The sequence below is a fragment of the Mesomycoplasma ovipneumoniae SC01 genome, assembly GCF_000218525.1.
Lineage (GTDB): Bacteria > Bacillota_I > Bacilli_A > Mycoplasmatales > Metamycoplasmataceae > Mesomycoplasma > Mesomycoplasma ovipneumoniae_A.
Genome location: NZ_AFHO01000030.1, coordinates 1 through 13528, shown reverse-complemented (window position 1 = coordinate 13528; position 13528 = coordinate 1). Strand labels below are relative to the sequence as shown.

Genomic DNA, 13528 nt, shown 5'->3' with positions numbered 1-13528 from the left:
ATGCAAATAAAAACGAGTTTTCTATTTGCATTGAGTTTAAATAGTAGTTGTATTTTTTATGTTCTTGTTATTTTACACATAAATTGATTTTTGCCAGTGTTTTAAAATAGGTAATTAACTTTTGCCAAAAAAAGTTAGAAAAGTCACAAAACAAAACTAAATTAGTAGAAAAAATTCAAACAACTAATTTTTTATCAGTGATATTGATTGGGCGACTTTTGTTAATTTTTCTACTAATTTTTTAAATAATGATACAATTATTTAAAAAATTCAAGTGTTTTAAAAATAGCTTAAAAATAAAGGTAAATTTAAAAAATGTTATACAAAAATTTAAGAATTATAAGTCATTTAGAAGAGTTTTTTGGCTGAATTGAGTTAGATGAGAGCGGCACTATTGTCAATTTAGGCCGTGGAAATACCGATTTTGAAGGTATTGATTGCAAAAATAACATTTTGTTACCAGCTTTTATCGATTCGCACACTCATGGTGGTTATGGTTTTTCATTTGATGATTTTTCTAGCTCAGATTGAGAAAAAAATTTTCTAGAATACAAAGAAAAATTACATAAATTTGAAGGTGTAGCGGCTATTTTTGGCGCAACAGTTACTCAATCTTGGTCTAAAATTCAACAGAACTCTGAATTTTTTAGTTTTTTACTTAAAAAATATCCATATTTTTTGCTAAATTGATATTTAGAAGGACCTTTTATTTCTGTTGAAAAAAAGGGTGCTCATGATCCAAACCTAATTATTCCGGCTAAAAATTTTCATTTTGAATTTTTAGCAAAAAAATTTGCTAAAAAAATTACAGTTGTAATTGCCCCTGAAAGAAACTCGGCAAAATTAATTGATTTTTATCATAAATCAATTAATTTTGCAATTGGCCATTCAAATTGTTTTGACTTTGAAAAAGATCATGAATTAAAAAACTACCGCAGATTTACTCACTTTTTTAATGGCAGTTCTAACTTTGACCACAGAAGTCAATCACTTACTAACCTAATTTTTGAATCAAAATTACCTAGAAATTTTCTTGTTGAGCTAATTACTGACGGACTTCATATTAGAAATTCAACATTAAAGTTCACAATAAAAAATCTTAAAAAGGAAAATTGAATTGCTGTTTCAGATTCACTTGCCCAAAAAGGACTTAAAGACGGATTTTATAATTTAGGAAACTTAGAAACTGAGAAAAAAGGCGATTTATTTTATTTGAAAAATTCACAACAAATCGCCGGAAGTGGCATGAGTTATCTTAGTATTCTCAAAAATTTAAAGAAAAATCTTAAACTTTCATGACAAGAAATTGTTTTTTGCTCTTCATATAACGTTGCAAAAGCCCACAATCTTTTAGATTATTTTGGGACAGTCAAAATTGGACAAAAGGCAAATTTTGTTATTGTTGATGATGATTTTAATCTAAAGATAGTAGTGATTTTTGGTCAAATTTACAGTGATTTTTAAAAAATTTTTGTTGCTAAAGAATAAATTAAGAGATAAAGAGTTTAAGTTACTTTTTATAATCTTTAGCTTTTTCCTTGTCAAAAACCAAAAAAACCTATGGATTTATAGGTTTTTTTGGTTAACTCATGAGTTTGGCAATTTGATGGCAAAAAATCACTTTTTAGTGAATCTAAATATGAAAAAATGCCCTAAAATCCGTGTTTTTTGACTTTAAATCTTAATTTTTATAGTTTTGAAATTAAGCTTTTGCAAAAAATTTTTAAAAAAATGCTTGGTTTAAAAAAATTTTAAGTTATAATAAACCTCACTAAGAATAAATTAATAAATTTTGATATTGAATTAGGGGGGAATTAGTTATGTTTTTTGCACAATAAACTCAGATAATGCCATTTTTCCATTATGGCTTTAAATTTAATGGAATGTCTTAAATTTGACCGTTTAGAAATCTACAAATTTAAGGCTTTTAATTATGGCTCTTTCAAAACTTCATATATTTTTTTAGGCTCAATGTAAGTAAAAACGAGTTTTCTATTTACATTGAGTTTAAATAGTAGTTGTATTTTTTTTATGGTTTTTGTCAGTGTTTCAAACTAAAAAAGTAATTTAAACATTTTATAATTTTACTTTTTTAGCTTACTTTATTTGATTAATTTAGTAGGTTTTTCTTTCTTAAAAATCAAAAAAACCTATGGATTCATAGGTTTTTTTGATAACTTTAATAAAAACTATTTTTTAATGTAAGTGTTAATAAATGCATCAACTATTTCTTGACGAGCACTAGAAGTTTTACCATTTGTAAAATCAGGATGATCAAAAACAGCAAAAGCTTTTAATGTAATTGTAGATTGGGATTTACCAGACTCGGTAGCTGCCTCTGCCGCTGGCTCTTTTGGAGTTGTAGGAGCTGGTTCTTTTGGAGTTGTTGGTGCTGGTTCTTTTGGAGTTGTTGGTGCTGGTTCTATTGGAGTTGTTGGTGCTGGGTCTTTTGGGGTTGTTGGTGCTGGTTCTTTTGGAGCTGTTGCTGCTGGTTCTTTTGGAGTTGTAGGTGCTGGTTCTTTTGGAGTTGTTGGTGCTGGTTCTTTTGGAGTTGTTGGTGCTGGTTCAACTGGACCTATTTGTGCTCAATCTAAATTAAAGAAGTTTGGGAAAGGACTTGGGGTTCTTGAACCGCGGTCGATATTATAAATAACATCACCTACTTCTTTGTAGTTTTTAGGATCCTGACTATTTGAAGAATATAAACTTATAGTTATTAAAAAAGGTGTTTTTATTATTTCTAATAAAAGATTTGCATCTTCTTCAATTAAATTATTATTTTTTTCAATATCAGCATCTTTTGGTAAGAAAAATGATTGGGTAAAATAGACGTTATTCGGAATGTCACCAAGTGTTGGAACTGTTAGTTGAGCCGGTTCGTCAATAAAAAGCTCGGCTCTTTGAGAAGTCCCTTCCTTCATCTCGGCGGGTCATGACCCTAATAAGTATGATGATTGTTTGAGAGCTGGATTAGTAAGACGGCTATTTGTTTGGGCTGTATCTTTTCTAGAAATTCCTGACGCAATTAGAACTTGTTTTTTGTCAACTATTTTTAAAGAATCAGGAGAACCACCAAAAAATTGAATATAAGAATGAGTTCCGAGTTTTTTGTTCCCTAAAAGATGTTTAAAATAAACATAATTTGCAAATTGTTTATAATCCATTCCGATGACATAAACCGGTTTTTGACCGTCACTTGAATCAAGTTTTTGGATAAAAATCCCTTTTCCGTCTTTGTCTGACAAAAGATAGTGTTGTTTTCCATCAGAAATACCTTTGGCGCTAAAAGCTAAATAAACCGCACCTGAATCAACACGTGAAAATGGTTTTGGAGGCACTGGTTGGATTGTTTCAGTTTTCGCTGCTTCAGGTTTTGCAGCAACAGGTTTGGCTGCTTCAGTTTTAGTAGCTTCTGTTTTTGATGCTTCAGGTTTGGTAGCTACTGGCTTAGTCGCTTCAGCTTTAGTCGCTTCTGTTTTTGATGCCTCTGGCTTAGTTGCTTCTGTTTTTGTCGCTTCAGTTTTTGCTTCCTCAGCTTTGGCTGCTTCAGCTTGATTATTTTGTCATTTTAAAGGTTTTGTAAGCTCAAGTCCGGAGGCAGTTCTTCTTGCTTTTTCAGATTGGAAAGCTAGTCTTCTGTTTTCGGGGTCAAATAAATTAACTTTGCCACCTTTTTCATTAATTTCTAAACTAACTGGGTCTAAAAATAAGGAAGGATTATATTTTTTAATAATATCATATGCTGATTTATCAGAATTAATAACATTATTAACAACAATTTTGGAAGAAGCAAGAACTCTTGATTCATCATCATTTGAAACTAATTTAAAGTTAAAAACTAATTGGTGATCTTCTTGAGCTTTAATTTGGTATTCAACTTTTGCATCATTAAGACCATAAATTGAAGCTGTGTTTATTGTTGTCCAAACATTAGTCCCAATTTTTGCTGATTCAGGAGTTGGAGTAGGGGTTGAATCAGGGGCTGGAGCTGGAGTTGACTCAGGAGATGAAGCTGAACTGCTCGCTGAATCAGTAGTTGCACCTGATCCTTCATCATTAAAATTAGAAACATTTACAGATTGTGTGCTAGTTGAATTAGCTTTTGATTTAGCTTCTTGTATTACTTTTTTAAGTTCTTCTTTTGATGTTGCAATTTCACTTGTTGTTGGGTATCTACCATTGTCAAGTAAAAATACATTTGTAACAACTTCATCGCTAGGTTCTTCTAAATTGGTTGTAGTTTTTGCTAGCTCAAAAAGTTTGTCAACTATTTCTTTAATTTCATTAGTTGAAAGTGTTCTTGGTCCGGTTTGACTTGCAAGACTAAATTGTTGAACTGAATTAACTGATCCAAGAAGTTGTCCTAAAGCTTGCTCGTATTTATTTAAATCAACAACTACATCAAAATAAACAGTTGTTTTTTGTCCAAATTCGTTGCCTTGACGACTAAAGTCAATATCAAATTCAAAACGAACTTTTTTATCTTTAAGAAGTGTTTGTTGATCTGCTTGGCTAATTTTGGTTGTCTCTAAAAGTTTTGCATCTATTTTGCTGAGATCAAAAGTTCCAAATTTTGTTCTTGGATTTAAGTGGCTTAAATCAATTTCGAAAAGTTCACTAACTGGTTTTTGAATAATAGTCGCAGTATTTGTTCCTGATTTTTGATTGTATAAAAAATCAACTAATGTGGTTTTATCTTTGATTAGCGCTTCTTGAAGATCTTGTTTCATTTTAATGTTTGAACTAAAATGATCTTGAAGTCAAGCTGCTAGAGTTGATTTGAACTCTTCAGGATCAATTAAACCACGAATTTCAAGACTTAATTTTTTAGTTTTGTTATCTTTTTTGTTAACTAAATTAAGTTCTAAAAATAATTTTTTGTCTTTTTGTGTAAAAGATAATTGGTTTTTTGAGTCAACAACAGCTTCAAGACTATAATTACTATCCAAGAAAATTGGCTCATCTAAAGAATTATAAAGACTAAGACTAGCCCCAGAAGAAGCCAGTGTGCTTTCAAGTTTTGAAAAATTATTGGAAATACTTGTTGAATTTTGGAAATTGGTTGCTAGTTTATTTTGAAATTCTGCTTGTAAAAGATTGCTTCTTGATACATCAATAAAAGATTTAGATTCATCAACTTGAAATTTATCAAGATCACCACTAGCTTGATCGCTAGCCGCAAAACCTTTAAGTTCAATTTGTCTTGAGTAAGTTATTTGGTCTTTTTCTGAACGGGCAAAAACTACAACATTTTTAATTGAATTACCTTCAGCAACAGCATTTTCAAAATTAAAACTAATTTGATAGTTTTTTGATTTTAGATCGCCAAAATCAAAACTTGAACTCAAGTCAAATTGATAAAGTCTACTTTTGGCCGCTGCAAGGGCAGTTTTTGCTGAAATATTAGCAATATTTGGGTTAAGTTTTAAATCTGAGACAATTGTATTAAATTGTTCGTTTGAAACACTACCTGTACTTGCAAGTGTGTGCTCTGTTGGACTTTCATTTAAAAATGAATAATAAGAATTATTATATGCTTTTAGACCTAATGGGATCCCAATAACAGCGCTTAATGCAATTGCTGATCCTAAAATTGTTGATACTAATCAAAAAGGCTTTTTTAATAGTTTCATTTTGTTCTCCTATTTTGAATATTATTTAGCTGCTGCTACTGACAGGCGCTGCCGCTGGTGCTGCTGCTGGTGCTGGTGAGGTTGTTGTTGAGGTGGTATCAGGTTTTTTATTAACAGTAATTCTAACTTTTAGTGTTGATCTATGTTGAGGGGTTGTTGAAGTTGAAGTTGAAGATGAAGATGAAGATGAACTTGAACTTGAAGATGAAGATGAACTTGCGTCCGCACTAGAACTATCTTTTGTTAAAACAAAAAGTAGACTTTTAGTAGTTTTGTCAAATGAGTCAGTAATTGATTCAACTAGAGTTTTATAATTTTTGTCTTTAAAATGGGTTGAGAGGTATTCATCAACTTTTTTTCCTAATTCAGGAAGATAACTTGTAAGGCTATTTTCGTCCTCTTTTTTGCCTTGATTCTGCGCCCCTTCTGCTTTTTTCCCTTGATTCTGAGCTCCCTCAGCTTTCTTTGGGAAAGTTAAACTTGAAAATTTAGTTGAGTCAAGACTGGTTTCTCTAAATTGGTTTTGAAGTTGAACAACGGCTTTATCTAGTTCGTTAATTTCTTTTCTACTTTTATAGATTGCTTCATCTTCGAGCTCTAGAAATACTTTTATTTCTGGAGTTTTAACATTTAATATACTTCCGTCGTTGGATTCGAGTTTGAAGCTAAATTTAATAGGTAAAACTTGCTCTTTTTTACCTTGGTTTTGTGCACCTTCCGCTTTTTTACCTTGGTCTTGAGCACCTTCCGCTTTTTGCGCTTGCCCTAATTCAGTAATTTTTGTAGAAACTACATCTTTTTCTTGTTCAGCTTCTTTGGCAAATTCAAGTGTATATTTTAAATTGTCATCAAGTTTTGCCCAAGCCTTAAAGTTGTCAAACTGACCAGCTTTTAGGAAAAATGCTGATAAAACATCACCAAATTTTTCAAATTTTGCATATTCTTCTGTATTAGCTGTAGTCTCGCTTGATTCTTTAGTTGTTACTTTTTGATTTTTTAGATAGTCAAAAATTGATGAGTCATCTTTTTTATTTCCAAGTTCAGTTTTAATATTTGTTGGCAGAGCCAAAGTTCCATAAAAACCGATACCTTCGGTATCTCTTCATAAACTATTGAATGAAAGTTTTTTGATTTCGCCTGAAGAAGTTAAACTAATTTTATTTGCTTCTTCGAACATATTGTCTTTAGAATTTAAAAGACTTTGAGGTATTTGGGTTGCTTCAGCAATAAGCCCTCATCTTTTGGTTAGTTCAAAAAGTGTTTCAAGGAGGGTTTTTCTATTTTTTGTCAGTAAATCTTGGAAAAAACTAGCAACTTGATGTCCGTCACGGAAAAAATTACGAGTTTCAATACTTGAAACTCCTGCAGTTCTAGTTGATTGAGTCTCGTCTTTAGTTAGTCTTTGAATTTCTGATAAACTTGGGTGTTTAATTTTTCCAACTCAAGAGTCTAATAAAGAAACATAAGGTCCAAAGTCTAAATCGTAATTACTTTCTAAAATACTGCGAATCTCATTGGTTTTTGGACTGGTTCCAAAAAGAGCTTCAATTTCTTCTTTTGCAACCTTGCGTGAAGATGATCTGATTCCTAGTCCATATTGTTCAAAAACTGCCTGTTTTTGTTTGTTATCTTTTCCAAGTTCTTCAAAAAAGCGCTTTTTAAAAATGTCGCTATTTAATTGACCTAAGCTTTCTAATTGCTTAAGTCCGCTAATTTCTAGAGTTCCAGTTTTTTGACTAATTTCGAAAGAAGAATTGCTTGGCATGAAAAATTGATTATTGACTGAAATTGAATAAGGAATTAAAACTTTAGTCTTATCAGTTGCATCAATTTTTGCTTCTAAAGGATCAAAAGAAACTTTAAGAGTCTCGCTTGTGTTGTGGTTTTTAAATTTTTGACCAAACTTTCCAAAATCAAAAGCAAGTTTTTTGTCGCCTAAAAGTTCTAAAATTTCTGACTTTGCACTTTCTGAACGCTGAGTTGGATCGCTAAAAAATCCAGATTTAATTTGACCTAAAAATTCAACGGCAAGTTTGTCGCTCATGCTTGACTTTAAGTCTGTTTTTGTTAAATTTTTCAAACTTAAATTATCAAAAAAATCTGAATAATCTAAAAAATAAGAGCTGTTATTGCTTTTTTCTAATTTAACCGCACTTACTACCGGAGCAAAACTTGAGCTTGAGTCAAGCATTTGTCTAGCAGTTGAAGTAAGAGTTGCTTGTAAAAAGAATGAAGGAACTTGATTTTGAAGGCTAACAAATTGACCATTTGACCTATCACGCGCAAAATCAAAATCAAAAATTGTATCAATTGAATTTGGAAGTTTGTTTTCTTGTGAACTTTTGAGTTGAACTAATAAATTAGTAAGTGAAGGAAAATATGAGCTAATTTTTGCAGCAAATTCTTTTGAGTCTTTTGATTTATTTAAATCATGCTGAAAATCAACTGGTCTAATTGTGCTAGGATCTGTTGGGTTTGAAGTAGCTACATTCTGGTCGTTGAAATTTGTGACTCTAGCAGAAACTAAATTTTTAACTTGCTCACTAAGTCTGTTGGTAATTTGCTGTAAGGAAAAATTAAATTCGGCAATTAAAATAGTTGATTCTTTGACAAAAGAAACAACTTGTTCATAAATGTCAGATTTTGCAACATCGCCGTTTTGTAATTTTTGAGTAGCTTGAAATTTGACTTTAAAATTTTGGTTAGCATCATCTGGGAGAATTTCTAGAATTTGGTAGCTAATTTTTGCATCAGAAAATTCTGAGTCAGAAAAGTCTAATTTTTCTAAATTCCCATCCTTTTTCTCAAAAAAAGAAAAGGATTCAAGCGCATTTTCGGCATTTTTAATTTTATTGTTTCCATCTAAAAGTGTTGTTTTTACAGCATTATAATCTGAGTCAGCGTGAAAAGCACCTAAATTAAAGGCCAAATTTGAAACACGAGATGCAAACTGATTTACTTGAGTTCTTGGATTTTCGGCATTATATTTTATATTTACTGTAAGACCGATTGTCAGCCCGATAACACCAATTCCAATAAGTCCCGAAGTCCCCACCAATAAAAGGGTCTTGGATTTTGATAATTTGTTCATAGAAACCTCCTATGTTATGCTAAAAATAAAAAAACAAATAGTTTAAACTAAAAACTAAGTTTATTTTCATAATAGTATATAGTAATTATACTAATTTTCAAAATTTTCAACTAAAAAAAAAAAAAAAAGATAGAAACTAGAAAAAATTACCTTCTAGTTTTTATTCCGAATTTCCCCGTTTGATGGCAAAAATTCACTTTTTAGTGAATCTAAATACGAAAAAATACCGGTAAATCCGTGTTTTTTTCGCTAAAATCTTAATTTTTATTATTTTAAAATTAACCTTTTGCAAAAAAAAAAAAAAAAAATGCTTGGTCTAAGAAAAAATTATGTTATAATAAACCTCACTAAGAATGAATTAATAAATTTTGATATTGAATTAGGGAGGAATTAGTTATGTTTTTGTTGTAAAAAAATCAGAAAATGCGAATTATCCATTATATTTTTGAATATGATGGGATGCCTTAAATTTAACCGTTTAGAAATCTACAAATTTATGGCTTTTAATTATTGTTCTTTCAAAACTTCATATATTTTTTTAGGCTCAATTTAATAAAAACGAGTTTTCTATTTACATTGAGTTTAAATAGTAGTTGTATTTTTTTGTGATTTTTGTTATTTTATCCATAAATTGATTTTTGCCAGTGTTTTAACTAAAAAAAGTAGTTTAAATATTTTATAATTTTGCTTTTTGAGTTAAAATTTTATCTTTTTTTGATAATATGCAAAAATTAAACGTCAATTTTTGCATATTGGGCATTTTCTTCGATAAAAATTTTACGCAAAGTTACGTCTGTGCCCATTAGTGAGTCAAAAATTTGTGCTACTTCTTGGATATTATGAATTTGAACTTGTGTCATACGACGGGTTTTTGGATCCATTGTTGTTTCTCAAAGTTGTTCAGGATTCATTTCTCCAAGTCCTTTGTATCTTTGGATATTAAATTTAGGATTTTCGCCACTAATTTTACTTAAAATAGCTTCTTTTTCAGCATCATTATAAGCATATTCGATCTTTTTGTTGTAAGAAATTTTATATAGTGGTGGAATTGCAATATAAACAAAGCCAAATTCAATTAACTTTTTAAAATAACGGAACAAAAATGTCAAAAGTAATGAACGAATGTGAGATCCATCTGAATCAGCATCAGTCATTATTATAATTTTTTGGTATCTAATTTTACTAATATTAAATTCAGGACCAACCCCAGTACCAAAAGCGGTGATCATTGAAATAATTTCTTCATTGCGCAAAACTTTTTCAAGTTGAAAACGTTGTGAGTTAATCACTTTTCCTCGTAAAGGTAAAATTGCTTGAAAATTACGATCACGACCCATTTTGGCACTCCCGCCAGCTGAGTTCCCCTCAACTATATATAATTCGGCAATTTGGGGATCTTTTGTTGAACAATCAGCAAGTTTTCCAGGGAGCGTTCCTACATCAAAGGCTGATTTACGCTTTACTGCTTCGCGAGCAGACTTAGCGGCACGGGCTGCTTTTTGAGCTAGCAGATTTCTTTTAATGATCTTATCGGCATTTTCTGGATTTTCTGCTAAAAACCGCTCAAGAACAGTGCTTAGAGTTTTGTTTACAAGCGGACGAACTTCTTTGTTATTTAGTTTTGCTTTTGTTTGACCCTCAAAAATAGGGTTTGTATGTTTGACAGAAATAATTGCAATTAGACCGTCTTTTATATCTTGTTTGTCAAATTTATCTGCTTCAGATTTAATAAATTTATTATTAATTGCATAATTATTTAGAATTCTTAAAAGCGAGTCTGATAGTCCCAGTTCGTGAGTTCCACCTTCGATATTGTGAATATTATTTGTGTATGATTTAATTTGCTCATGATCTTCACTAATATAATTTAGGGCAACTTCGATTTTAATAATTTCATCATTATGCTCAAATTCACCTTCAGCATAAATGATTTTGTCACTAACTTTCTCAAAATCCTTGCTAAGATCAGAAACATAATCACGAATTCCACCATTATAGCAAAAACTTTGATTAAATCCGTTTCTTTTGTCGTTAATTACAAACTCAATTCCTTGAGTCAAGTAGGCTGTGTTTTTAATACGATTTACGATTGTTAAAAGTTGAAAATTGTTTTTTTCCAAAATTTCAAAATCAGGCTGGAAAATAATAGTTGTTCCTGTTTCATTTTTTTCCAAGTCAGCAATTGGACTCAAATCGCCAAGTTTTTGGCCGCCATTTACATATTCTTGAAACCACAACTTGCCTTCACGTTTAATATAAACTTTTAAATTTTTAGCTAAGGCATTAACAACTGAGGCACCAACTCCATGTAGTCCGCCTGAAACTTTATAGGATTTTCCATCAAATTTTCCACCTGAATGAAGAACGGTAAAAACAACTTCGGCAGCCGAAACACCATGTTTTGGATGAATTCCAACTGGAATTCCACGCCCGTTATCCTCAATACTTATTGTATTATCATCTATAATTGTTAAAATAATTTTAGATGCAAAACCAGCAAGCGCTTCATCAACAGCATTGTCAACAACTTCTCAAACTAAATGGTGTAATTCGTTAATTCCAGTTCCACCAATATACATTCCAGGTCTTTTGCGAACAGCTTCTAAACCTTCTAAAACAACAATATTTTCAGCTTGATAATCTTTTGACATTATATTTTTTCTCCGACAAGTTACGTTAAAATTTTACCATAAAAAGCAAAAAACGTAAGTCTTTTTAACTTATTTTTTAATTAATAGTCTTAAAAATAAGTTAAAAAATAAGAAGAAACACTATCAAAATCAGCTTAAAAATTTAAATTTACCTATAAAAAGAGGTTGCCAAAAATTAATGCTAAACATACCACTTTTTATTTCAAAAGTTTGTAAAAATCTTGTATAAATATATAAAATCACTGAATTTCTCAGTGCTCAGGTCAAAAAATTCAATGATTTTATCAGCTGAAATTCCTAAATTTAGATGCAAAGAAACATAATCAAAATAAGGGTCATTGTACCTAACTCATTCAAAGTCAATAAAATAAAGATTGGTTTTAGAAACAATAATATTTTTAAACTGTAAATCATTATGACAAATTACTTGAGGGTCAAATTGATATTTTTGAACTAGTTTTTTGTACTTTTCATCGTTAATTTCGTCAATTTGTCAATCAAATTTCGTAATTTTTTGATTATGTTGTTGGTGAAACTTTGAAAGTTCAGTGAATAACTTTTTAATATAAAAATCTAAGTTTTCTGAATCTAAAATTTGTCCTTCAATCCATTTTTTAATGTAATTTCCCTTTTGGTAAAAGAGAAAATTTGGATCATTTTGAATGAAATTTTCTTCATTTTGTCAATCAACAAAATTATTTTTTGCTATTCGAATTTGCACTTTTTGGTCTTGGTAAAAAGCTATAAAAGTACAATTATGTAAACCACAGTAAATTAAGGTTGGATTTTTTATCAATGCACTAATATTTTGTGGAAAAACGCTGAAATTCATAGGTTTTTTTGATTAATTAGAAAAAGATGATCTATTTTAATTTTTATCAGATTCGCTTAATTCAAGGTCAAAATAAACCATTGTGTGGTCTGAAATTCCCCTAATTCTTTTTATATCTTTTGGATCGCCAGCTTTATAATTTGCTGATTTTTTATCTTGTTTGCGCATTTGGTCATATTTTTCTAAATCGACTACATTTTTCTCAAAAATTGGAAATAAGTCGTATTTTTGTGCATTTTTTGTTTTTAAATCGCCTTTATAAAAAATTTTGTCATAAGAATTTGCATATTCGCCAAAATTTTTAGTAGATAAAGTTGTTTTTTCATCTTTATCAAGGAGAGAACGGTATGACACTAATGTTGACTTAAATAATTTTTCGGCATTTTCACCGCGAATATTTGTGTCACCCATGAAGATTATCTCGTTATTTGGACCATCTTTTTCGTCAATTTGGGTTAAAACATTAACTAAATCACGAGCTTCATTTGCTTCTTGTTCACCTTGTTTAGAAGCTTCAGAATCAGACTTTTCCTTACGATTATTATTTGCACCAGGAGAATCAAAATGGCCAATAGCTAAAGTAAAATCATTTTTAATATTAGTTTTAGTTTGAAATTTAACAGCAGCAACCGGGCGAGCTCATGTCAAATTTTTGCCGTCTTGAATTAAGTAAGGGTTAGATTTTCCTTCAAAATTTATTGTTTCAAGAAGTGAGGACTTATATAAAAAAGTGTATTTTTCTTGTTGGTTTGTTTTCCCATATTTGTCAGTAGTTATTTGTTTTCAACCAGCGGAGGGATTTAATTTTTCAAGTTCTTTTACAATATCAGTCCCATCACCGGTCGAAATAATTTCAGCAAGACCAACAACATCACTTCCAGAAGAATTTATAACAGTGGCAAGAGCATAAGTTTTGGCACTGTTTGGATCTTTTGATTTATTTGTGTAATTTAGAACGTTTCAAAAACCCACGCGAATTGATTGGGTATTATCTTTTTCCAGATTTTTTCCAGGTTCTTGGTTTTTTTCTTGATTTTGGTTTTGCTTTTGAGTCTCATCAGTCAAAGATGATAAGTCTTTTTGAGGTGATTTTTGATCACCATTTATAATAATTCCGGGTCCATTTTGATCTCCGGTAGATGAAGTATAAATAAAATATGCACCAGCACCAATAGCAGCGGCTGATCCTACAAGAATAAGCGGCAATAAAACAGTTTTTTTCATTTTAGATTAAATTTTTATTAATTAATTTCCTTTTTAGATAATTCAATTAGAGCATCACTAACTTTTTTTAACTCAAGTTCATTTAAAATGTTTAGTA

The 13528-nt window shown here is 30.4% G+C and carries 6 protein-coding genes; 1 reads left to right on the top strand and 5 read right to left on the bottom strand.

The window, feature by feature from the left end; translation table 4 throughout:
• Nucleotides 1-315: 315 nt before the first annotated feature.
• Complete coding sequence (locus MOSC01_RS0103925; RefSeq protein ID WP_010321488.1) at nt 316-1464, top strand: amidohydrolase family protein; 1149 nt, start codon at nt 316-318, stop codon at nt 1462-1464.
• A gap of 725 nt (nt 1465-2189) precedes the next feature.
• On the opposite strand, the gene MOSC01_RS04475 is transcribed toward MOSC01_RS0103925, so the two are convergent.
• The 5 genes from MOSC01_RS04475 to MOSC01_RS0103900 form a co-directional block, all read right to left on the bottom strand.
• A complete protein-coding gene (locus tag MOSC01_RS04475; protein ID WP_010321487.1) occupies nt 2190-5633 on the bottom strand; it encodes a P110/LppT family adhesin N-terminal domain in 3444 nt (1147 codons plus the stop codon).
• 25 nt (nt 5634-5658) lie between these two features.
• Nucleotides 5659-8724, bottom strand: a complete 3066-nt coding sequence (locus MOSC01_RS04370; RefSeq protein ID WP_010321486.1) for a P97 family adhesin — start codon at nt 8722-8724, stop codon at nt 5659-5661.
• A gap of 731 nt (nt 8725-9455) precedes the next feature.
• A complete protein-coding gene (locus MOSC01_RS0103910; protein WP_010321485.1) occupies nt 9456-11375 on the bottom strand; it encodes a DNA gyrase/topoisomerase IV subunit B in 1920 nt (639 codons plus the stop codon).
• A gap of 181 nt (nt 11376-11556) precedes the next feature.
• On the bottom strand, nt 11557-12207 hold the full coding sequence (locus MOSC01_RS0103905; RefSeq protein WP_010321484.1) for a phosphotransferase: 651 nt from the start codon (nt 12205-12207) through the stop codon (nt 11557-11559).
• 36 nt (nt 12208-12243) lie between these two features.
• Complete coding sequence (locus MOSC01_RS0103900) at nt 12244-13431, bottom strand: endonuclease/exonuclease/phosphatase family protein (protein ID WP_010321483.1); 1188 nt, start codon at nt 13429-13431, stop codon at nt 12244-12246.
• Between the last annotated feature and the right edge of the window lie 97 nt (nt 13432-13528).